Origin of the sequence: Sphingomonas sp. 10B4, from assembly GCF_035019905.1 — a bacterium.
GTDB classification, from domain to species: domain Bacteria; phylum Pseudomonadota; class Alphaproteobacteria; order Sphingomonadales; family Sphingomonadaceae; genus Sphingomonas; species Sphingomonas glacialis.
The window spans coordinates 1-22,533 of the sequence record NZ_JASJVC010000056.1 but is presented as its reverse complement, the minus strand read 5'-3'; the positions used below and the strand labels follow the sequence as shown (position 1 = coordinate 22,533).

At 65.3% G+C, this 22,533-nt stretch carries 20 protein-coding genes and 1 pseudogene; 16 read left to right on the top strand and 5 right to left on the bottom strand.

What is annotated here, in order from left to right; genetic code table 11:
- Positions 1 to 926: 926 nt before the first annotated feature.
- From QN347_RS14600 to QN347_RS14560, 9 genes are all read left to right on the top strand, one after another.
- Positions 927 to 1,475, top strand: coding sequence for an RNA polymerase sigma factor (locus QN347_RS14600; protein ID WP_322163932.1), 549 nt, complete (start codon positions 927 to 929; stop codon positions 1,473 to 1,475).
- A gap of 70 nt (positions 1,476 to 1,545) precedes the next feature.
- Positions 1,546 to 2,469, top strand: a complete 924-nt coding sequence (locus tag QN347_RS14595; protein ID WP_322163933.1) for a FecR family protein — start codon at positions 1,546 to 1,548, stop codon at positions 2,467 to 2,469.
- Positions 2,429 to 4,747 carry a TonB-dependent receptor gene (locus QN347_RS14590; protein WP_322163934.1) on the top strand — a complete coding sequence of 773 codons (2,319 nt, stop codon included), beginning with the start codon at positions 2,429 to 2,431 and terminating at the stop codon, positions 4,745 to 4,747. Before QN347_RS14595 ends, QN347_RS14590 begins: the two co-directional genes overlap by 41 nt.
- 77 nt (positions 4,748 to 4,824) lie before the next feature.
- Positions 4,825 to 5,367: a thermostable hemolysin gene (locus tag QN347_RS14585; RefSeq protein WP_322163935.1), complete on the top strand. Its 543-nt coding sequence runs from the start codon at positions 4,825 to 4,827 to the stop codon at positions 5,365 to 5,367.
- A complete protein-coding gene (locus tag QN347_RS14580; RefSeq protein ID WP_323494097.1) occupies positions 5,364 to 7,457 on the top strand; it encodes an AMP-binding protein in 2,094 nt (697 codons plus the stop codon). Before QN347_RS14585 ends, QN347_RS14580 begins: the two co-directional genes overlap by 4 nt.
- Positions 7,444 to 8,205: an SDR family NAD(P)-dependent oxidoreductase gene (locus QN347_RS14575; RefSeq protein ID WP_322163939.1), complete on the top strand. Its 762-nt coding sequence runs from the start codon at positions 7,444 to 7,446 to the stop codon at positions 8,203 to 8,205. The genes QN347_RS14580 and QN347_RS14575 overlap by 14 nt, the downstream gene beginning before the upstream one ends.
- Positions 8,206 to 8,219: 14 nt before the next feature.
- Positions 8,220 to 8,885 (top strand): hypothetical protein, encoded by a 666-nt coding sequence (locus tag QN347_RS14570; protein WP_322163940.1) that lies wholly within the window; start codon positions 8,220 to 8,222, stop codon positions 8,883 to 8,885.
- Between the two features lie 47 nt (positions 8,886 to 8,932).
- Complete coding sequence (locus QN347_RS14565) at positions 8,933 to 9,481, top strand: class I SAM-dependent methyltransferase (RefSeq protein WP_323494096.1); 549 nt, start codon at positions 8,933 to 8,935, stop codon at positions 9,479 to 9,481.
- Complete coding sequence (locus tag QN347_RS14560; RefSeq protein WP_322163942.1) at positions 9,478 to 10,464, top strand: hypothetical protein; 987 nt, start codon at positions 9,478 to 9,480, stop codon at positions 10,462 to 10,464. Before QN347_RS14565 ends, QN347_RS14560 begins: the two co-directional genes overlap by 4 nt.
- On the opposite strand, the gene QN347_RS14555 is transcribed toward QN347_RS14560, so the two are convergent.
- From QN347_RS14555 to QN347_RS14540, 4 genes are all read right to left on the bottom strand, one after another.
- The gene (locus tag QN347_RS14555) at positions 10,388 to 10,924 is read right to left on the bottom strand and encodes a cytochrome b (protein ID WP_322163943.1); all 537 of its coding nucleotides are present in this window, start codon (positions 10,922 to 10,924) and stop codon (positions 10,388 to 10,390) included. The two genes, QN347_RS14560 and QN347_RS14555, sit on opposite strands and share 77 nt — an antisense overlap.
- Positions 10,921 to 11,910 carry a VacJ family lipoprotein gene (locus tag QN347_RS14550; protein WP_322163944.1) on the bottom strand — a complete coding sequence of 330 codons (990 nt, stop codon included), beginning with the start codon at positions 11,908 to 11,910 and terminating at the stop codon, positions 10,921 to 10,923. The genes QN347_RS14555 and QN347_RS14550 overlap by 4 nt, the downstream gene beginning before the upstream one ends.
- A gap of 628 nt (positions 11,911 to 12,538) precedes the next feature.
- Positions 12,539 to 13,258, bottom strand: a complete 720-nt coding sequence (locus QN347_RS14545; RefSeq protein ID WP_322163945.1) for a hypothetical protein — start codon at positions 13,256 to 13,258, stop codon at positions 12,539 to 12,541.
- Entirely contained in the window at positions 13,255 to 14,469 is a 1,215-nt protein-coding gene (locus QN347_RS14540) for a hypothetical protein (protein WP_322163946.1), read from the bottom strand. The genes QN347_RS14545 and QN347_RS14540 overlap by 4 nt, the downstream gene beginning before the upstream one ends.
- A 336-nt stretch (positions 14,470 to 14,805) precedes the next feature.
- Between QN347_RS14540 and QN347_RS14535 the strand changes: the two genes are divergently transcribed.
- From QN347_RS14535 to QN347_RS14520, 4 genes and pseudogenes are all read left to right on the top strand, one after another.
- Positions 14,806 to 15,909 carry an alpha/beta fold hydrolase gene (locus QN347_RS14535; protein WP_322163947.1) on the top strand — a complete coding sequence of 368 codons (1,104 nt, stop codon included), beginning with the start codon at positions 14,806 to 14,808 and terminating at the stop codon, positions 15,907 to 15,909.
- Positions 15,909 to 16,898 (top strand): MBL fold metallo-hydrolase, encoded by a 990-nt coding sequence (locus QN347_RS14530; RefSeq protein ID WP_322163948.1) that lies wholly within the window; start codon positions 15,909 to 15,911, stop codon positions 16,896 to 16,898. Before QN347_RS14535 ends, QN347_RS14530 begins: the two co-directional genes overlap by 1 nt.
- Before the next feature lie 263 nt (positions 16,899 to 17,161).
- The gene (locus QN347_RS14525) at positions 17,162 to 17,395 is read left to right on the top strand and encodes a hypothetical protein (protein WP_323494093.1); all 234 of its coding nucleotides are present in this window, start codon (positions 17,162 to 17,164) and stop codon (positions 17,393 to 17,395) included.
- Between the two features lie 93 nt (positions 17,396 to 17,488).
- A pseudogene (locus QN347_RS14520) lies at positions 17,489 to 18,499 on the top strand (S8 family peptidase); the annotation flags it as partial.
- Positions 18,500 to 18,558: 59 nt separating this feature from the next.
- Here QN347_RS14520 and QN347_RS14515 read toward each other — a convergent pair.
- Positions 18,559 to 19,155 carry a cysteine hydrolase family protein gene (locus QN347_RS14515; RefSeq protein WP_322163950.1) on the bottom strand — a complete coding sequence of 199 codons (597 nt, stop codon included), beginning with the start codon at positions 19,153 to 19,155 and terminating at the stop codon, positions 18,559 to 18,561.
- Between the two features lie 139 nt (positions 19,156 to 19,294).
- Here QN347_RS14515 and QN347_RS14510 point away from each other — a divergent pair, with 139 nt between their 5' ends.
- The 3 genes from QN347_RS14510 to istA all read left to right on the top strand — a co-directional run.
- Entirely contained in the window at positions 19,295 to 19,972 is a 678-nt protein-coding gene (locus tag QN347_RS14510; protein WP_322163951.1) for an NUDIX hydrolase, read from the top strand.
- Complete coding sequence (gene pncB / locus QN347_RS14505) at positions 19,969 to 21,273, top strand: nicotinate phosphoribosyltransferase (protein ID WP_322163952.1); 1,305 nt, start codon at positions 19,969 to 19,971, stop codon at positions 21,271 to 21,273. The genes QN347_RS14510 and pncB overlap by 4 nt, the downstream gene beginning before the upstream one ends.
- 260 nt (positions 21,274 to 21,533) lie before the next feature.
- On the top strand, positions 21,534 to 22,533 hold a 1,000-nt coding region (gene istA, locus QN347_RS14500), incomplete at its 3' end, for an IS21 family transposase (RefSeq protein ID WP_323494099.1).

Sequence of the window (22,533 nt, the reverse complement as noted above, 5' to 3'; positions counted from 1 at the left end):
TCAAGATCAAGCAAGCGGCCTGATCGCTCGCGCACGCGAGACAAAATTACGCCCGATGGTCGTCGCCGAATGGATACATCCCTTTTCCCTTCGTCACCAGCGATGTGTCGCCGACATAGATTTTCAACCGAGCAAATGCGCCGCTGGTTGGCTCAGGTGTAGCCGATCGGCCGATCGCCCGACACGCTACGCTCCTCGATCAGCATGGCAAAAGCCGCGAGGAGATAAAGATCGAGACCTTCGAACCGGATCTTACATACAGAGCGGATCTGGATGGCGCTGCATCCAGACAATCACTCTAACGGGATTCGATTACTGCGCTATCGGTAGCCCGCGTCACAACCAGCCGGCCGCAATCGAGAGCATGGACATGAACGGAGGGCCACTTACACTGATTTACCGTGCGAAAGCGGTCCGGCTGTAATCCACTGGATCCAGACCTTTCGCCGTATAACAGCGTCGCTGGCGATTGACGCCATTATACGTTCGGCCACGGGAGATACCGAGGTCACTGACGTCAAGCGTAGCCGAATTTCATCGATCATCGCGCGGCTAGGCCAGCCCTAGTCCGTGGGTGTTGCGGCGGGAGAAAATCGCCGTTGATACTCGGCTCGTCAGTTCCACGCACCCACACGACGCCCAGATGCGACATCAAATGCCTGATCGTAAAAACGGGTAGCACCCTCGACCTATCGATCTTTGTGATCGCAATAGAGTGCGATGCTGTTCAAGTATCCATCAGATGCGTATTTCCACCCGGCCGCATATCGAGTTCGGCAGGTTAGGTGCTGGAACCGGACTCTGGAGAGCGACGGCAGCGGTTATCGGGCTGATTCGGTCTACATTTTGCTGTTAGCGAGATCGTGCTACAGCTCGACGCCTCGAGCCATCCGCCATGCTAGCTCAAACAACGGAAGGTTAGTCGTTTGAGCGAAGGCAGTGCGGACGACGGCAGCGACGGACTTGCGGCTTTATACATCCAGCACCGGGCTGCCCTCGTACGTTTTCTGACTGCCCGAACCGGTAGCGCCGCCGAGGCAGAAGACGTTGTGCAGGAGATGTGGCTCAAAATCGGATCGGTGCCGTCCGGACCGATCGGCAACGGCCGTGCCTATCTGTACCGCGTTGCCCAGAACCTCGTCCTCGACCGTCTCCGCGCGGGCCGACGGCGCGCGGTCCGCGAGCAGGATTGGGCGGATGTCGAGCAGGGCCAGCGCCCCGACGGCCCCGAACCGCGGGCCGAGGCAGTCGCCGAAACCGAGCTGATCGCGCGCGAGGACGTCGCGCGCCTCGCTGTGGCGATCGGCCGGCTGCCCCCCGGCGCCGCCCGCGCGCTCCGCCTGCACAAGCTCGACGGCCTGAGCCATGCCGAGACCGCGGCACGGCTCGGGATCAGCCGCAAGGGCGTCGAAAAGCATATGGCAGTCGCGATGGCGCATCTGAGACGCATGCTCGATGCAGGGGAACTGGGGTGAACGACACGCCGCGCCGTCTTGGCAATGGAACAGAGAGCGGCGGCAGCGCAGGCTGCGGCGAGGTGATGCAATGAACGAGGATATCACGGAACGCGCGGCACAATGGCACGCGGCGCAGGATGCCGACGACATGGATTGGGACGGCTTTGCCATCTGGCTCGAAGCAGACCCGCGCCACCGCGCCGCGTTCGACCGCATCGCGCTTCTCGATGACGACATCGTGGCGCAACACGCAACCATCGTTGCGCACCTCGCCGCACCTGCCCCGGCACAGCGCGAACCGAGGCGCTGGCGCTGGCGCTGGGCGGTGGTGGCAGGCGGTGCGCTGGCCGCCGCGCTGGCCCTCGTCGTAGCGCTGCCCCGCCCCGCCGCCGATATCGCCTGGCAAACCGGCGCGACAGCGCGCACGATTGCCTTGATCGATGGTAGCAGCGCCAAGCTCGCGCCGCATAGCCGTCTCGTCGCGCAGCACGGCGATCAAACACAACTCGCGCTCAACGGTACAGCCTATTTCGACGTGCCGCACCGCGCCGACCGGACGCTGTCAATCACCGCCGGGCGCTACCGCATCAGCGATATCGGGACACGCTTCGATATCGCGGTTGATGGTGCAACGACCCGCATCGCGGTGGCCGAGGGCCACATCGCCGTGGCGGCAGCGGGTCTGGATACGCCGGTCACGCTGGTGCAAGGCCGGGCGCTGCTCGGGCAACAGGGGAGCGTCACGCTAACCAGCATCGCCGCCGAAAGCGTCGGAAGCTGGCGTGGCGGGCAGCTCGTCTATGCCGATGCGCCGCTGGCGCTGGTTGCAAGCGACATCACGCGCTATGCGGGAGCCGAAACGACGGTCGATCCCGCAATCGCCAATCTCCGTTTCTCGGGGGCGTTGAAGATTGGAAAGGGAACGCAAGCTGCGGACGCGTTGGCGACGATCATCGGGCTCGAGGCGCGCCATGCTGGTGCTGGCGTTCGGCTGGAGCGCCGCCGCCACTAGCCCGGCGCGCGCGCAGACGCTGCGGCTCGATATTCCGGCAGGGCAAATCGACCGCGCGATCACCGCGCTGGCGCGCCAGTCGGGATCCTCGATCGGCGCTGACATTCCCCTCGGTACCACGCTCACGCGCGGCGTCCATGGTCGCATGTCGGTGGCCGCGGCGCTCGCAGACATGCTGCGCGGCACCGGGCTGCGGGCGATCCGCGTCGGTCCGGATCTTTGGCGGATCGAACGCGCCCCGCGCCAGGTCATACGCTCCCCGCGCTCCATTTCCCCACTGGCTGCGCGCGAGACCGCCGAGCATGACGACATCGTGGTGACCGCGACCAAACACCGCGAAACTCTGGCATCGGCGGCAATTCCGCTCGCGATAGCAACGCCCGAACGCCTAGCCGCTCTCGCCGATACACCCGGCACGCGCGATCTCGCCGCATCGATCAACGGCCTTTCGGTCACCAATCTCGGCTCCGGGCGCAACCGGCTGTTCATTCGCGGCATCGCCGACAGCCCGTTCGACGGTTTCGGGCAATCGAGCGTCAGCGTCCAGGTCGATGAATCGCGCGTGACCTACGACGCGCCGGACCCCGATCTGCGCCTGATCGACATGGCGCAAGTCGAAGTGCTGAAAGGACCGCAGGGGCCGCTCTACGGCACCGGCGCGCTTGGCGGCGTGTATCGGCTGGTGCCAGCCAAGCCCGACCTCACGCGCGCCAGCGGGTCGCTCCGCAGCGGCGGCAGCGCGACGCAAAGCGGGAGCGGCGCTGGCGATTTCGACGGCGTGATCAATCTCCCACTCATACCCGGCCAACTCGCTATCCGGTTGGTCGGCTATCGGATCGGGCAAGGCAGCTGGATCAATTCGACCGACGGCACGCGCGACCTCAATCACGGGCAGACCAGCGGTGGCCGGATCGCGGTGCGCGCCCGGCCATTTGGCGACTGGATCGTCGATCTTCAGGGAATCACCCAAGGCTCGTCGGTTGCCGACAGCCAATATGTCGAAGCGCCGCACACACTGACGCGCCCCCCGCAGCTACGCGAGCCGCAGGACACCGGGATATCGCTCGTCAGCGCGACGGCGAACGGGTCGATCGGCGGGGCTCGGGTCACCGCCGTTGCAAGCGCCACGTCGCAGGAGGTCAACGCCACCTACGATGCGTCGTCCAAGGCCGTGTTGCTCGGCGGGACCGCGCCTGCGTCCTATCGCGATGCGCGCACCTACCGTGTCTATACCGGCGAGATACGCGCGACCGGCTCGGCCGGACGGTTCGATTGGCTCGGCGGCGCAGCGCTGCTCGCCGCGAAAACCGCCGCGACCGGAACGCTGGTCGGCGCGACCACTGTGCCGGTGCTCCGCGTCACCCGCAGCGTCGATGAGGCCGCTATGTTCGGCGAGGTGACTTGGCATCTGTCCGATCGGCTGCGTGTCGGCACCGGTGTCCGCGTCTTCCGGTCTTCGGTCGATGACGAACGGGCGGAGGGCTCAATCGGCGGCACCATCAGCCGTGCGATCGTCCGCGCGAGCCCGAGCGCGACGATCGCTTGGCAGCACGATCCGCGCTTGCTGGTGTTCGCGCGCTATGCCTCCGCGTTGCGTCCCGGTGGGGTCGACACGACGTCGGTCGGCCCTTCGTCGCCGACCTCGTATCAGTCAGACGAATTGCAGGCCTATGACCTTGGGGTCCGCTGGTCGTCGCCCAACGATCGCCTGTCGCTCGATCTCGGGCTGTTCGCGTCGGACTGGGCGCATGTCCAAGCCGACTATCTCGCCACCGACGGCCTGATCTCGACGCGCAATGCCGGCGATGCGAGCAATCGCGGGATCGATCTCAGCCTGCAGTGGCGGCCCGCAGGACGCATCTCGCTCTCGGCCGGAACGCTGCTCCAGCACGCGCGGATCAATCCCGGCGCGCTTCCTGGGGTCGAGCCCGACCGCCGGCTCCCGATCATTCCCGACGCCAGCGCGCATGGCGAGGCAAGCTACGCGCTCAGGCTCGGCCGGTGGCAGCTGCGCGCGACCGGGCGCGCAAGCTATATCGGCGAGACGCGGCTCAGTTTCGATCCCGCGCTCGACCGCGAAAGCAGCCCGATCCTGCTGCTTTCGGGATCGCTGAGCGCGGAGATCGCCGCGTGGCAAATCCGCGCCGGTCTCGACAATGCGGGCGATACCCGCGCCGACAGTTTCGCGTTCGGCAATCCGTTCACGGTGACGGCCGCGCCGCAGCGCACCCCCGTCCGTCCGAGGACCGCATCGCTTTCGGTACGCCGAAGTTTCTAGCCCGAACGATTTCTCTCGACCGCCAAGGTAGGGTGGCCGGCCATGCGTGACGTCTCTCGTGCATCGACGAGGTGTTCATGCACGATACGGCCATTCGCTCCCTGATTGCCGACCGCTATGCGGCAGTCCATGCGGCCTTTCCGCCATCCGACTATCCGACCTATCTGAGCGTCGGCCAGCCCGAGGCGCCACAGGCCGTGTTGGGCTTCCGCGCTGCCGACGCCGGCGCGTTGCTGCTCGAGCGCTATATCGACGAGCCGATCGAGTTCGTGCTCAGCGAGCGGTTCGGACGCAGCATCGCGCGCGATCGGATCGCTGAAATCGGCAACCACGCCTCGCACCGCCCCGCCGCGACGATCGCCCTGTGGCGCGAGGCCGCCGCTGCGCTGCAGGGCCAGGCGGATATTGCCGTCGCCGTCCTGACACAGCCGCTGCGCGCGATGTTCGCACGGCTCGATCTGCCGATCGTCGTTATCGCCCCCGCGCGGATCGAAGCGGTGGCGGCCGAGGCCTCGCGCTGGGGCCGGTATTACGACTCCGACCCGATGCTGTGCGCCGGCGACGTCGCGCTGTGTCGCGAGAAACTCCAACGAAACTCGATGCGAAGGACATTTTCGTGAGCGACCTTTGGACGGCGATCCTGCATCACGCGGAAGAACGACCCGACAGGCTGGCACTCGACGGCGCAGAGCCGATAACATGGGCCGCGTTAGCCAACACGGTACCTGGCCTGACGGCCTTTGTGTCGGCCGAGTTCGAATCAGGCCGCCCGATCGCGACGCGCGTAGATCATGGCGTAGCGGAATGCCTCCTGGACCTCGCACTCATCGAAGCGCGCATTCCATCCATCCCGTTGCCAGCGTTCTTCACGCCGGCACAGGTCGAAGCCGCACTCGACCACGCCGGCGCGTCGGCGCTGATCAGCGGGCCGGTCGCACTCGTGCGCGATCCGCAGGGCGGGTTCTCGTTCACCGCCGAGCGGAAAGTACGCACCGCCGCACCGCTGCCCGAAGGCACCGCGCGGATCACCTTTTCCTCGGGGTCGACCGGCGATCCCAAAGGGATATGCCTGTCGCTCGACCATCTCTCGCAAGTCGCGGGTGCGGTGGTGGCCCAACTGGGCGCAGATCATGCAGGTCGGCACTTGCCGCTGCTCCCGCCGGGGATCCTGCTCGAGAACGTCGCGGGTTTCTACGCGACGATCCTGGCCGGCGGCACCTATGTCGCCCTGCCGCAAGCGGCGGTCGGCATGGCCGACCCGTTCCGCCCCGATTTCGGCACGATGCTGCGCGCGATCGACGCGCACGCGATCACCTCGCTGATCCTCGTGCCCGAATATCTGGCGGGCCTCGTTGCTGCGATGACCGCGAGCGGCGTGCGGCTCCCGCGCCTGACGCTCGTCGCAGTCGGCGGCGCGCGGATCGAGCCCAAGCTGCTCGATGCCGCAGCAGCCGTTGGATTGCCTGTGCGGCAAGGCTATGGGCTGACCGAATGCGCCTCGGTCGTCGCGCTCGATGACGGTGCAGCGGGGTCGCGCGGCAGCGTCGGCCGGGCGATCGGCGCGAACACGATCCGCCTTGCCGAGGATGGCGAGATCCTCATCGACGGGCCGGTCTATCTCGGCACCGTCGGCGCGCCCCGCCCCCCCGGCCCGCTTGCGACCGGCGATATCGGTCGGATCGACGACGTGGGAAGGCTCTGGATCGAGGGCCGCAAATCGGCGCTGATCGTGACGAGCCATGGGCGCAACGTCTCTCCAGAATGGGTCGAAGGCGTGCTGAAGGCCGATTCGGCGATCGCGCAGGTCATGGTCCGCGGCGACGGACGCGCGATCCTCGACGCGCTGATCGTGCCAGCCACGCCGGATGCCGATGTCGCCACAGCGGTCGCCACGGCAAATCTGACCTTGCCGGCATATGCGCGGGTCGGCGCGTGGCAGATCGTGCCGCCGTTCCTGCCCTCGGCGGGATTGCTCACCGGCAACGGTCGGCTTCGCCGCACCGCGATCGATACGGCCTATCCGTATCGCGACGCCGCCGCCGAGCAGCCCTTCTTCGAACGCCTCGTCGCCGAAACGCGCGAGGCGCAAGCGCGCTTCGCGATGACGCCGCAGCTGATCGCCGGGCTGACCGGCCGGATCTCGGTGCCGGATTATATCGCCTATCTCACCCAGGCGTATCATCACGTCCGCCACACCGTCCCGCTGATGCAGGAAGCACGCGCACGGCTCGGCGCCCGTCCGGTGCTCGTGCGCGCGCTCGACGAGTATATCGAGGAGGAGACCGGCCACGAAGAGTGGATCCTCGACGACATCGCCGCCGCCGGGGGCAACCGCGCAGGTGCCGCAGCGAGCGCCCCCTCCCCCGCCACCAAGGCAATGGTCGATCACGCCTATCGCACGATCCGCGAGGGCAACCCGGCGGCGTTCTTCGGCATGGTCTATGTGCTCGAAGGGACGAGTATCGCGATGGCGAGCCACGGCGCAGGCGCGGTGCAAGCAGCGCTCGGGCTGCCCGAAGGGGCGTTCCATTATCTCACGTCGCACGGCGCGCTCGACCAGGACCATATGGCGTTCTTCGAACGCCTGATGAACCGCATCGACGATCCCGGCGACCAGGCCGCGATCATCGCGATGGCGCGCGCGATGTTCGGCCTGTTCGGCGGGCTGTTCGCCGGGATCGAACTGGAGGCGATGCGTGTCGCGGCTTGAGGGGAAGCGCGTCGTCCTGACCGGGGCGGCCGGCGGGATCGGGTCGCTCGTGGCCAAACGGCTTCGGACGGCGGGTGCCTATGTCATCGGCGTCGATCGGGTCGATGCCGTGGCATGCCAGGAATGCCTCGCGTGCGACCTATCCAATCCCGATGCGCTCGAGGTGCTGGCGAGCACGCTTGCCGCGACCCACGTCGACATTCTCGTGAACTTGGCCGGCCTGCAATATTTCGGCCCGCTCGACGCGCAGGGCACAGCCCGCATCGCGCTCGGCTATGCGGTCAACCTCGTCGCGCCCGCGATCGTGAGCGGTGCCGTGCTGCCGCAGATGATCGCGCGACGAGACGGTCAGATCGTCAATATCGGATCGGTGATGGGCGCGGTGCCCTATCCCTATTTCACGACCTATTCGAGCGCCAAGGCGGGGCTGAAGGCGTTCAGCCAGGCGCTGCGGCGCGAGGTTGCAGGGCGCAATATCGCGATCACCTATATCGCGCCGCGTGCCGTGCGCACCGCGTTCAACACCGCCGCGATCGAGCGTTTCATGGCGCTGAGCGGGATGGCCGCCGACCGTCCGGACGACGTTGCCGATACGATCGTCGCGGCGATCGAGCGGCGCGCGACGGATGTCTCGATCGGAATGCTCGAACGCGTCTTCACCCAACTCAATGCCGCGGTGCCACGCCTGATCGACCGCGGCCTCGCCAAGCAAGTCGCGACCGCACGCACGCTTTTCGTCGAACCATGATCCAGGAGCTTTCCATGCGCCGTCTTCGTCTCGCCGCCGCCTTATGCACGCTGCTCGCCGTCTCGGGCGTGGCGCGTGCCAGCAACACCCCGCAGATGGATGCAGCGGTGCAGCGCATCAACGATCAATGGGCGCACATCCGCTACGAAGTTACCGATCGCGACCAGCAATACCGCCAGCTCGATGTCCTCGCCGCACAGGCCGCGCAGGTCGCCGCGCGCTTCCCGGGGCGCGCCGAGCCGTTGCTGTGGCAGGGCATCGTCACCAGCGAGGAGGCGGCGCGCGCCAGCGTGTTCCGTCAGCTCGGGCTCGCCAAGGCGGCCAAGGGCATCCTCGAGCGGGCGCAGGCGATCGACCCCAACATCGCCGATGGCGGCGTGAAGATGAGCCTGGGCGTGCTCTACTACCGCGTCCCCGGCTTCCCGGTCGGGTTCGGCAGCACGCCCAAGGCGCGCGCGTTGCTCGAAGCCGCGCTGCGGCAGGATCCGCGCGGGCTCGACAACAATTTCTTCTACGCCGACTTTCTGAACGACGAAGGGCATCCCGCCGACGCGAAGGTCTATGCCCAGCGCGCGCTCCAGGCCCCCGTCAATGCCGCGCGCCCGGTTTGGGATGCCGGACGCCGCGCGGAGCTGCGCGCCTTGCTGGGCAAGATCGACGCGAAGCTCCGACACGCATGAACGCCGTCACGTCGGCGCTCGGCCGACAATTGGCACGGCCGCAAGGCTTGGGCGGGCGCGTCGTCGCGCAGGCGATGCGGCTCGCCAACCGTCGCCCGACCGCGCTCGCCATCGCGGCGCTCGACGTGCGGGCGGGCGACGCGGTGCTCGATCTGGGCTGCGGTCCGGGCGATGCCATTCCGGCTTTGCAGGCGGCCGCGGCTCACGGCGTTGTCCACGGCGTTGATCATGCCGAGGAGATGATTGCGCTGGCGCAGCAGCAGCACCCCGAAGCGCGGTTTTCGGTCGCAGATTTCGACGCGCTTCCGTTCGCCGACGCGCGCTTCGATCGCATCTTGGCCACCAACGTCGCCTATTTCTGGCAGGACGATCAGGCGGTCCTCGCCGAGCTTGCGCGCGTCGTCCGGCCAGGCGGCCGGATCGCGGTCTACGTCACCGAAGCCGCCGCCCTGCGCCGCATCGGGTTGCACGAGACCGGGACGCACCGTCTGTTCACCCCCAAGCAGTTTTCGGAGATGCTCGGCTCCACGGCCACCATCCGCGCGGTCGACGCCGGATTCGGGGTGCGCGGACTCATCGGTACGATCGATCGATGATCGCTTCGCTGAAGTCGACCCTGTCCCGGCATCGCGGGGTGATCCTCCGCGCAGCGCTGGCACTAAGCTGGTTCAGCGTTGCGATCTTTGCTTTCCGGCAGATGCCTCTCACTGGGTTCAGGGCGCTGATCGGCGCGTCGCCGAGCTTCTGGTGTGCAGCGGTGGGTTACGTTTTTGTGCATCCGCTCGCCGATCTCGTGATCTTCCGGCGGCTATGGGGAAGACGGAAGGGTATGCTCGGCGTGCTGACCCGCCGCTTCATCAGCAATGAAGTGATGTTCAGCTACTCGGGCGACGTTTACCTGTTCGCGTGGGCACGAGGACAGCGGATCGACGCACCGTTGCACGCGATCAAGGACGTTTCAGTGCTGTCGGCGCTGGTGGGCAATGTCGTGACGATCGGTCTTATCGCGGCATTTGCGCTGGGCCCCGGAATCGCGTCGCTCGGCCTCGGCACCGCCCATATCTCTCTATCCGTTGCGCTGGTGGTCGTTCCGAGCCTGGCGATGATCGGCTTTCGTCGACGCCTGCTCAGGATGTCGGGACGCGATGCGCTGTTTGTCGGGAGCGTTCATGTCGTGCGAGCGGTCGCGATGCTGGCGCTGCTCGTACCGCTTTGGCTGGCGGCCGAGCCGACATTGGGGTGGGGCACGTGCTTGCTGTTTCTGACGATCCGCCAGCTGCTCTCGCGCGTCCCGCTGATGCCGGGCAAGGACATGCTGTTCGCCGGCTCTGTCGCCCTGATCGGCAAAGCGGGCGCCGCGGCGACCGTCGCGGCGACGAGCGGGGCACTTGGAATTACCGCGACCGAGACGCTGCTCGCCCTTTTCCTGGCGGCCGCGACCCTGCTTCCCGCCGGGCTTAAGATCCGCCGCGCGGTTCCCGGCGGATGCCGCGTGCCGCGCCTCAGAGCATCCGCTGGAGGGTTCGATCCCGCACGATCACGCCGTGATACAGCGCACCCAACACGTGCAGCCCGATGACGACCAGCAACCCGATCGCGACGGCTTGATGCACGTCGCCCAATTGGCGGCCAAGCGGCGACCCGGTCGCGGATAGCGGCGGAAGCGGCAAGATGCCGAACAAAGTGACCGGCCAACCGCGCGCCGAGGCATTGGCCCATCCGAGCAGCGGCAGCGCGACCAGCAGCGCATAGAGCAGCACATGCGTGACGCGCGATACGATCCGCAAGGACGCAGGCAGCGCCACCGGCGGCAGCGGTTCGCGGCGGCTCAGACGCCAAAGCGCCCGCACCAGCATCACCGCCAGAATCGCTACGCCGAACGAAAGATGCCAGGCGATCAACCCAACCGGCTCGGTTCCGCGGCCGATATCAGGCATGGTCCAGGCGATCGCGAACTGCACCGCCACAAGGCCCACCACCGACCAGTGCAGCAGCCGAGCGACGGCGCTGTATCGCTCCGTGCGGATCGTCTCGTTCATGCGCCATCTCCCGTCTTCGTCGTCTGTCCATCTCGGTCGCCGGGCGCCACCAGAGTCTGCGCGCTCGGGGTTTGCACAGCGTCGACATGAGCTGCCGCGTCTGCCGGAGGCGTCGATGGCGACTGGGCCGCCTTGCCGCGGATATGGTCGATTTCCTGCCGGCGCCGGCGCAGGTAGAAATCGCGCGATGTCGCATAGGGATCGGCGACGCCGTCATGCAGGACGTGGAGTTGATCGTCGAATTCCGCGCGGTGATCGAGCGTGCTCAGCACCCCGACCGGCACCGAGAATGCCAATTGGTTGAACGGGCTGCCCACCGCGACGGGGAGCACGAAACGATCGAGCATTCCGCCCACTAAATCGCGCAGCGTCGTGGGGCCGATCAGCGGTACATAGAGGAAGGGGCCGTTCTTGATGCCGTAAATCCCGAACGTGTCGGCAAAGCCATTGGGACGGCGGGGCAGCTTGAAGGGCCGCCGCTTTGCAACATCCACGAGCCCCCCTACCCCCAGCGTGCTGTTGAGGGCGAAGCGCCCAAGCGTTTCCACAGCCTTGCCTGGCTTCAACTGCAAAAGGTAATTCACGAACACGTCGGGCTCGTGCAGATTGTACAGGAAATTGCGCAATCCGCTGCGCACGGGCGACGGGAGAACTCTCTTATACGCGAGCGCGACCGGCCCGACCAAGGCCCGATCGATGGTCTGTGTCGCCTCGAACGCTTTCGCGTTGACGCCAGCCAGGGGGTCGTCTGGTCTTCCCTTCCTGCCAGTCACGACGATGTCGCCCTGGTCGGCACTTGACCTTCGGTCGGCACCGGCCTCGCTCGAAACATTCGGGGCTGCGAAGGTGCGTTCGCTGCCCACCAGATCTGTCGATCTGGGTTGTTGCCATTCGCCAGCCGAGGAGAAGCCGCTCACGTTCGCGGGAGTGGCACCGACCGGCCCTTGGGTGAAGACCAACGCTGCGGCGAGCAACGCTGCGGTCACGCGCTCGTTCTCGGCTGTCTTGCGCTCGACCCTGGCGGGCTTCCTGACGTGTTGTCCCTGTAGTCAACCATGGATACTCTCCGCATTGCGTACCCATGACGCCGGTCGCGCCTTGCCACCCCAGTGGTCGTGAGCTCGGCGTGCAACCATTCGAAACTTATTTGCCGCAGGCTTCTTCGACCAAAGTGCTGCAATTCGGCTGTCGACCCGGCTTTTGCGCTCTCGGCCGCTCGCTCACTGACATAGCGCGACCAAAGATTCGCACGCCCACTTTACCATTGCTGCTGTAGCGGCTGCGATCACTCGACACCGTTGAGGCAAGCGATGGGACACTCGTCGTTAGATCCAACTTTTCACGAGCTTCGCCTGTGAAATAACGGTCGCGTGCACGGCCCAAGCGCGCACCTGATCCACAGCATGCATGGGCCACTTGGTTCTGGCTAGATCACAACGCCGCTTCCGAGATCGAGCGCCCTTAGATTTTGTGATCGATTAGCCTAACCTTTCGCGGGTGGGCGATTTCGGTCCGGAAGACCCATATCCAGTCGTTCGGGGCAAACTTCCGGCTCCCCAACTTCCGCCATTCGTTTATACCGACCATCAGCCGCCCTGGACGATCCGGGGCGGGTCATAGCAGTTCGGAGTGGCCCCGCTTGCTTGCGTTCACTCTCACGTGCAAGATTGGCCGCAGGTCGATGCTGACAAGATTGCCTTGCAAGTCCCGGCTGAAGAGCGCTGGAAAGGCGGCCTGGAATGGCGCGGTGACGTTGCCGAGTGACGCGCTCTGCCCCTCGATGCGCGTGTTCACCAGGTCGAGCGTCAACCGGAATTCCTTCTTCCGGAAAGGCTGCAGCTGGACGCTGAGCGTGCTGACCCGCCGCTGCTCGGGCGCGAGCGTGGGGTTACCGCCGTTGAGCGTCGAGACCAGCGCGCTGCTGCCCGTGACATAGTCGAACACCGGCACATTCGGCACAGTGAGCAGAGGATCCACGAGCAAATTGATCGCCGGCGCGCTTCGCGTCCGGATGATCGAACCGCTCAATTGCACTGGTCGGGTCGGCGTCCAGTTGAAACCGGCGGTGCTGTTTGCCAGACGGCCGTAGCCCGACACGGCCGAAACGCCAGCCGAAGCATTCACCCCCAATTGGCCGGCGAAGGCGAGAACGTTATGATTCGCCGAGGCGATCGGCAGATCGATCGCGGCGCTAGCGCTGGTTATCGATCGCGCGAACGGCTGATCGGCATTCTGTCCGCCGCCGCTGCTTAGCGCGCTAGCGGAACGGCTAAAGTCGGTTGTAACGGTGACGAGCGCGTCGCCGGCCGGCAGCCGGAGTAGCGGCCCATTCACGCCGCCATGCGTCGCGACCGTATCGGTGCGGGTCCGGCTGCGTTGGACCAGCCGCTGCGCGGCCTCTGCCGATCCGAGCGGCTTGAGCGGGTCGCCGCCGGCTGCGACTGCCGCCTGAAGCGCGTCGGTCGGCACCCCGGTCTCCAATACGCTTGATTGACGACGCGATCATAGCGCGCGGACGCGTTCCATGCCCAGCGCCCGACGCCGCCCTGCGCGGTGACACCGCCGTGCAGCATCGATGCCTGCCCCTGCTGCCGCAAGATGATACCCGGCAAATAGCGATTGACGAGCACAGGCGTCGTGAACGGCAAAGCCGGCAGGCCCGCTGGAACCGTGATCGCGGCCGCCGCCAAGCCGTTCGACCCGGCCGTCCAGTTCTGCTGCGCCGAGAGGTTAAACGACAGATCGATCGTCTTGATCGGCACTGCGAGCGTGCCGTCGAACCGCAGTTGGTCAGTCCTTGCCTGGAGCGTTCGATAGGGTCCGATATCGGTCATCGCCTGCCCCGCCGCCGCATAGCTGGATAGGTTACGGCGCGCCTGCGCATCGGGCGGAACCGCCGCGAGCGTCACTGCGCGGCCGGCACGTGCGTCGAGCGCGGGATCGATGCTGCCGCCTCCGATGCGCGTGACGTTGCCCTGAAGCGCGAACGGCACGGCGGGATCAGGAAGGATCGACCAGCTGCTCTGCAGGATGTTGTCCTGATGCGTGTACGATCCAGTTAGCGACAAGCGGCGGCCGTCATTGATCCGCGTCGCATTAACTTCGGCATAGTGCGTGCCGCCACCACCTTCAGTGGTAGTGCCGGCTGTTTCATGGACCGACAGCGCACGGAAATGCTTCTTGGTGATGAAGTTCATCACTCGCACAGTTGACGGGAAGCCCAACCGCGCGGCGTCCTGCTCCGACAAAATCTCCGTCCGCTCGATCGCTTCAAACGGAAGGCTGTAGAGGTCCTCCACGCCCGACACGCGCCGTCCGTTCAGCAGGAGCGCGGGATCTCCACCCGCAGCCGACGTGGCGATCCCCTTGAGCCGCGCTAGGACGTCTTTGATCGTCGTCACCCCCAAGCCTTTAAGCGCATTCTCGTCCAGCACCGCGATCGGTTCGATCGAGCCAACCGCGCTTCCGCGGACGTGGCGGCCGCGAACGATGATGTCCGTGCTGTTGTCAGAAGAGTCCGAAATAGGTGTATCGCTTTGCGTCAAGGCTGTGGCGCCGGCGGACGTCGCCGTGAATACGACAATTACCGCTAGCGCGCTGTTACCCGTTGTCCGCACTGCACGTCCCCGCAATCGTTGCGAAGTTCGATAACCGTCCGAAAGTACAAGAATATGGCAATGACGGTCATCTAAGGATCCCACTGGAACGAAAGGAGGCGGTCGGTATCGGCGCTACATTGTTGCCTGCAATGACCCAGACTCAGACGTTTAGCGGCGCTCCGCTCGATCTTCAAAGACCCTACTTATCCATGTCGTGATTTACGTCGTCCGCACGTGTAAAAACGGTAAAGTCACGCAACCGAACCTGTTGAGGCAAACCCGATGCTGAGAGTCCTAGCGAGCTTCCTAGCTCTGATATTGGCGGCGGCGGCGGCGGGGCCGGCGATGGCGGCCGACGGAGACAGGCGTGCTTTCCTGATCAAGAATTTTGCACTGGAGAACGGCAAGGTCTTGCCCGAGGCCAAGGTCATGTACGCGACCTACGGGACACTCAACAGCGCGCGCGACAACGTCGTGCTGTTGCCGTCGCACTACATGGCAGATGCGCATGGCTACGAATGGCTGATTGGCCCAGGCAAGGCGCTCGATCCAAAGAAGTATTTCCTGGTCGCTACCGAATTGTTCGGCAACGGCAAATCCTCCTCGCCCAGCAACACACCCGCGCCGTTCGACGGGCCACGCTTCCCGGTCACCAGCATCCGCGACAATGTCGCAGCAGTGCACCGCTTGCTCGGCGATGCGCTTGGCGTGCGGCATCTGCGCGCGATCGTGGGATTTTCGATGGGTGGCGAGCAGGCTTTCCAATGGGCGGTTACGTATCCCGACTTCATGGACCGCATCGTCGTCACCTCGGCGACCGCCAAGACCTGGCCGCATGGCATCGTGCGGCTCGAAAGCCAGATCATCGCGATCGAGAGCGATCCGACCTTTGCAGGCGGCGACTACAAGGTGCAGCCGAAAACCGGCCTCCAGACTTTCGGCGCGATCTGGGCCGGGTGGCTGTTTTCACAAGGGTGGTGGCGCGAGGAAGCGTGGCGCGCCGGCTCGCCCCCCGGCACGACCTTCCGCACCGTTTTCGACGGGCTCTACAAGGATTTCATTCCAGGTGCCGATGCCAACGATTTGATCCTTCAAATGCACACATGGGAGGCGCATGACGTCGGTACGACCCCGGGCTTCGGTGGAAATGTCAAAAACGCACTCGCGTCGATCAAGGTGCCGGTGCTGTACATGCCGTCCGCGACCGACCTGTATTTTCCCGTCGACGATGCGCGCTACGAGGCCCGCTTTATCCCGCATGTGACCTTGCTTCCAATTCCGTCGCTCTGGGGTCACACGGCAGGTGCGGCGAGCAATCCGGCCGACGCCAAATTCCTGAACGTGCATATCGGCGCGTTCCTGCAGGGAACGGACACGGCACGGTGATGCGACGCGCTATCATCGCCGGGATCACGCTGGCCCGGCAGCTGTGGCGGCCTGCCCTCCTCGCCGGAGCCTTCTTCGCCACGCCCGCCGGCGCCACCGCTCTCGAACCGGCCGCGGATCCCTTTACGCTGACGTTGATCGCGCCGGGCGTCTATGCCGCAATCGACGGCCCGGAGGGGCGGTCGGGGTCAAATGCCGGCTTCGTCATCGGCGGTGATGGGGTGCTCGTGATCGACAGCTTCTTCGATCCGGAGGCGACCAAGCTGCTCATCGCCGACATCCGCAAGTTGACGCCGAAGCCCATTCGCTACGTGGTCAACACGCATTACCACGCGGATCATGTCGGGGGGGATGCCGTGTTCCGCGCCGCGGGCGCAATCATCATTGCGCACCGCAACGTGCGCGGCTGGATACGAACCGAAAATCTCCATCTGTTCGGCGCGCATCCGTCACCGGCCCTAGAGGCGATGGTTAAGTCTCTGGCCCTGCCCGATGTGACGACAGACCAGGACCTGACCATCTGGCTCGGCACCCGAAAAATCCTGATCCAGCCAGTGCTCGGCCACACCGGGGGCGACCTGATCGTCACTGTACCTGATGCAACGGCCGTGTTCTGCGGTGATATTCTCTGGCGCCATGTATCGCCCAATATCATCGACGGCGACGTTGCGAGGTGGATCAGGACCGTGGCCGGGATGCAGCACGCCAAAAACGCCAGCACCACCACCTTCGTCCCCGGGCATGGCGGAGTGGCAACGCTCAGCGACGTCGCCGACTTCCAGCTCTATCTCGCCGACTTGCGAAGCCTTGTAAGCCGTGCCCGCGATCGTGGACTGTCAGGCAAGGTCTTGGTCGACGCCACGTTGCCCGAGTTCGCACAGCAGCATGGCGACTGGGCGGCGTTCGCCCATTTCGCGCCGCTCGAGCTCGGTTACATGGACGACGAATTGGCGGGTCAGAAGCGTCGACCGCAACCGGAGGGTCAATAGCGTCGTGACCCAATACCGGTGATTCGCGCGTTGGCTTCAGCTTCTCAACATCCGTTCCTCAAACGCTGAATTGGCGGTTACCCTCTGCTGATTACGCGTTCCAACGGCATTCTTTCGACCCCGCGGAGAAGTCCATGCGGGTTCTGGCAGGACTTGCAAGTCTCCGCGTCGGATTCCCTGCCGCGGCAACGCCGCAGGACAAGACCAAGAGTCTGTTGGGCGAACTGGCCGACGCACCCGGCTGCTAGGGACACGAGGAAGCGGTGCGCCGCGTAATGCGCCGCGAGTTCACGCCACTGGCCGACCAGAGTACCCATGACGGCGTAGGTTCGGTCATCGCGCAGCACGGGACGAGCGGCCCGACGGTGACGCTCGATGCGTACATGGACGAGCTCGGCGGTATGGTCCGCCGGGTCACGCCTGCGGACTTGCAGTGGTATCCAGTTCGCCGCCATCGCAACCGCGCTCGCCTTCTGGCTCCGATAGCGCTGTCGTAAAGAGCGCTGTGACAACAGAGCCACTATGACGATAAAATTATTTATCGTGTGAAGACAGCCCATTGCCAGCTCGAGCAAAATGACAAAAGTGTCATGACTGAGAATAGGGCGCCGGAGCGCCAGCTGGGGGAGTTTTTTTACGTGGGCATGGAATCGTATCGTACGTCGTTCCGTCTGGTCTTGTCCGCCGCATTTCTGGGCACGGCGCTAACCGGGCTTCCGGCCACCGCGCAGACCCGTAGCCCGCCGCCCCCACCCGCTGGCGGTTATTACATGGCAAATGGTACACGCGCGACCGACTATAACGCCGCGCTCGCGTCCTGGCGCAACGACCCGCAGTTCAAGGTCGATTATTCCAAGGCCTTCCTGGGCATCGAATATGCCTATGTCCTCGGCCTGACCGGCGCGGGGCAGACGATCGGCGTCAACGATGGCGGCGTGCTGTTCAGCCATCCGTCGTTCTCCGGAAGCGGCAAGATCTCCGGCCTCCGCACCGCCGCGCCCGCAGGCTATGGCAACGATGGCCTGATCAACCCGCGCACCCCGTGGGATTATCACGGCACGCACGTCGCCGGAACCGTCGCGGGCAACCGTACCGCCAACGGCGTGATGTTCGGCAACGCCTATGGAGCCAACATCCTGGCGGCCACGATCAATTTCTCAGCGGGCGACTTCCTATGGGCTCGGGACGTCGGGATCGACGGCCTGACGACGGTCTCGGACCCGCGCCAGAATATCGTTGACCTCGCCAACACCGGCAAGGTTCGCGTTATCAACAACAGCTGGGGCGTTAGCACCTCTGCGCCCTACACCCTGTCGCTGACGCAGGCGAAATCGACCTTCGCGCAAACGCTCAACGGGTTCTATGACCCCGTGCTCAAGAACGATGTGCTGGTCGTCTTCTCGGCCGGCAACGACGCGGGCGCACATGCCAGCCTCGATGCGGTGACGCCGCTCAACGACCTGCGCCTGCGCTCGAACTGGCTTTCGGTCGTCAATTACCAGGCAAACGGGATCGCCGATCCCAGCTCCAGTCTGTGCGGCCAGACAGCAACGTGGTGTGTCGCCGCACCGGGTAGTCAGATCGTCTCGACCTTCAACGTCACGACGCTCGACCGTGCCGGGGTCCAAGCCAAATACACGCGCGCTATGTATCCGGCGATCTACAGCGCGACGACGGTCGTCGGCCTGCAGAACGCTGCGGTCAACGCCTGGATCAACGTCCTCAACGGTTTCCTCGACCGACAATTCGCCGCGCAACAGGCTGGCACGGTGCACGCGAAACCGCGGTCGACCAAGCCGTTCAGCGCCCAACGCACGCAATAATCGGCAGCCACGCCGATCACAGTAACGCGCGTGGTGCCGGCTGCTTTCAAAGCCGCGAAGAAGCGATCGCGTGGGATGACCGCCCCATCGTTCGGCACGATCATCAGGCCATCCTCTGCCCACATGTCGAACACTCCCTTCTCCAGCCGATACTGCGCGATCGCGGGGTCGATCAGGCTCGCATCGAGCATGTTGGACCAGCCCGGCGTGTCGCGGACGCAGTGGATCGGGAACAGTGCCGCTTCGGCGGTCGCCGGATAGGTATCGGCATAGTGCGTATCGAAGGTGAACAGCACCCCGGCGGTCTCGGCAGGATCGAGCGTGGCAAGCCACGCGTGCATCGGCGCAACGAGCGCCTCGGCACCGGGCACGGGCAGCGCGCCATCCGCGCGCATGAAATCGACCTGTGTATCCACGACGATCACGAATTGCATATCGGGCTCCCAATACTGCACTTTACATATATTCTCATGGCATATAAGTAAAGCGCGATCAGCATATAAGGCCGCCATGACCAGCTCCGATCCCTCCCCCGATTACGATCCGACGCAATACGATCGGCCATCGGTGACCGTGGATCTGGTGCTGCTCGGGCTCGCCGGCGGCGAACTCTCGGTGCTGCTGAAACGCCGCACGGCCGCGCCGCAAGAAGGGCGCTGGGCGTTACCCGGTGGGTTCGTCCAGATCGACGAAACGCTCGAGGAAGCGGCGAACCGCGTCTTGCGCGAAAAGATCGGGCTTACCGGCGTGTCGCTGGAACAGCTCTACACGTTCGGCGCGATCGACCGTGATCCGCGCATGCGGATTATCAGCGTCGCGTATATGGCGCTGTTCGATGCAGCGAGCTTCGCTCGGGGGATGGCCTCGGGCATGGACCTCGGCACGGCGGGTTTCGCCGCGGACGGCCGGATGCGCGATGCTGCCGGCACTCCCCTGCCCCTCGCCTTCGACCACGCGACGATTCTGCGCGTCGCGCGCGAGCGGCTGCGCGGCAAGATCGACTATTCGGATATCGGCTTCGCGTTGTTGCCCGAGCGGTTCACGCTGCGGCAGTTACAGGATGTCCACGAGGCGATCCTGTCGGTCCGACTCAACAAGCCGGCGTTTCGCCGGCGCATGCTCGACCGCGGCTGGCTGGTGCCGACCGGCGAGCGCGAGCCCGACGCCTCGCATCGGCCCGCCGAGCTCTTTCGTTACCGCGGCGCGCCGCCGACACCGACGGCGCCCGCAAGTGCTGGGAGGCACGCATGACCTTCACCGACATCGCGACGCGCACCTACGACCATAGCTGGCGGCTCGATCCGATCGTGCGCAGCCTGCTCGACACCGATTTCTACAAGCTGCTGATGGTGCAGATGATCCGCCGCCAGCACCCCGATGTCGACGTGACCTTCGCGCTGATCAATCGAAGCCGCGTCGTTCGCTTGGCCGATGCGATCGACGCGCACGAACTGCGCGCCCAGCTCGATCACGCGCGCACGCTGCGCTTCTCCAAGAAGGAGCTGATCTGGCTGGCGGGCAACAGCTTCTACGGCGAAGCGCGGATCTTCGCGCCCGACTTCATCGCCTGGCTCGGCAATTTCCGGCTGCCGGAATATGAATTGCGCACGGTCGACGGGCAGTTCGAGCTGCATTTCTCAGGGCCGTGGACGCACGCGACGATGTGGGAGATTCCGGCGCTCGCGATCATCAACGAACTGCGCTCGCGCGCTGCGATGCGCGACAAGGGCCGCTTCGCGCTCGACGTGCTCTACGCGCGTGCCAAGGCACGGCTGTGGAACAAGGTCGAGCGGCTGCAGCAGCTCCCCGATCTCGTGCTTTCCGATTTCGGCACACGGCGGCGGCACGGCTTTCTGTGGCAACGCTGGTGCGTCGACGCGCTCAAGGAAGGGTTGGGCAGCCGCTTTGTCGGCACCTCGAACGTACTGCTAGCGATGGATGCCGATCTCGAGGCGATCGGCACCAACGCGCACGAGCTGCCGATGGTCGCCGCAGCGCTCGCGAGCGACGATGCGGAACTCGCCCGCGCGCCCTATCGCGTGCTGGAGGAATGGCAGGCAAGCTATGGCGGCAACCTGCTGATCGCGCTGCCCGACGCATTCGGCACCACCGCCTTCCTCGCCAATGGGCCCGACTGGGTCGCCGACTGGACCGGTTTCCGCCCGGACAGCGCGCCGCCGATCGAGGGCGGCGAGCAGATCATCGCCTGGTGGCAGCAGCACGGCCGCGATCCGCGCGAGAAACTGCTGATCTTTTCGGATGGCATGGACATCGACACGATCGAAGCGACCTACCGCCATTTCCACGGCCGCGTCCGCACCAGCTTCGGCTGGGGCACCAACCTGACCAACGATTTTCGCGGCTGCGATCCGGACGGTGACGCGGCGCTCGCGCCGATCTCGCTGGTCTGCAAGGTGGTCAGCGCGAACGGCCGGCCAGCGGTCAAGCTCTCCGACAATCCGGCCAAGGCGACCGGCGATCCGGCGGAGATCGCGCGCTATCTGCGCGTGTTCGGCGCCGCCGGCCGGACCGAAACCGCGGTGCACGTCTGACCCTTCGCCATGTGCCAGGGCAGGACGATCCGATACCCACCCAGACCCAGGCCGCGATCGACGGGAAGGTCTGGCCGCATTTCACAGCGTGCGTCGCACAAAGAGCGGCGTGTGCGCGCAGACCAAAAGCACGGCGCTGACCGAACTGTGGATCGGCGTGCAAAAAGGACCCCCTTAGCGGGGTGATCGGCGTCCAGCAGGGACCCCTCATTTCGATGGTTTAGACAGCAGCCTGGGTATTCTCAGGCTGCGAGATCGGGATATTGGTGGTGGAGACTGTGGTTCGGGTTCGGCGCGAGTACGCCGGCGGCAAGCCGATCAAAGCGATCGCACGGGATCTTCGATTGTCGCGCAAGGTGGTGCGTAAGGCGATCCGGGCACCGGAAGGTTCGTTCGATTATCATCGGTCGGTGCAGCCGCTGCCGCGGATCGGACCATTCCAGGCGCGGCTCGATACGCTGCTGACCGAGAACGAGGTGCGGTCGCGGCGCGACCGGCTGCGGATGACGCGCATCCATGATCTGTTGCTGCGCGAAGGCTTTGAGGGATCGTACGATGCGGTCCGGCGCTACGCCACGCGCTGGGCTGCGGCGCGGCGCAAAGACCCTGGAGACGGCGTGGCGGCGTTCATCCCGCTGCTGTTCAAGCCTAGCGAGGCATACCAGTTCGACTGGAGCCATGAGGATGTAGAGATCGCGGGCAAGCCGATGCGCGTGAAGGTCGCTCATGTGCGGTTGTGCGCATCGCGGGCGGTCTACGTCCGGGCCTATCCGCGCGAGACGCAGGAGATGCTGTTCGACGCGCATGCGCGCGGCTTCGCCTTCTTTGGAGGTGTGCCGCTGCGCGGCATCTACGACAACATGAAGACCGCGGTGACGACGGTGTTTGTGGGCAAGGAGCGCGTGTTCAACCGTCGCTTCCTGGTGATGGCCGACCATTACATGGTCGAGCCGACCGCGTGCTCGCCAGCCGCCGGTTGGGAGAAGGGGCAGGTCGAGCACCAGGTGCAGACGCTCCGAGGTCGCCTCTTCAAGCCACGGCTGCGGTTCGCCAGCCTGGAGGAACTGAACGGCTGGCTGGAAGCCGAGTGCCGGCGCTGGGCGGAGATGCATGCGCACCCCGAGCACAAGGAGATGACGGTCGCGCAGGCCTTGGAGTTAGAACGGCCCGCGCTCCAGCCGATGCTCGCACCGTTCGACGGCTTCCACGAGACCCAGCATGCGGTGACCGGGACCTGCCTGATCAGCTTCGACCGCAACC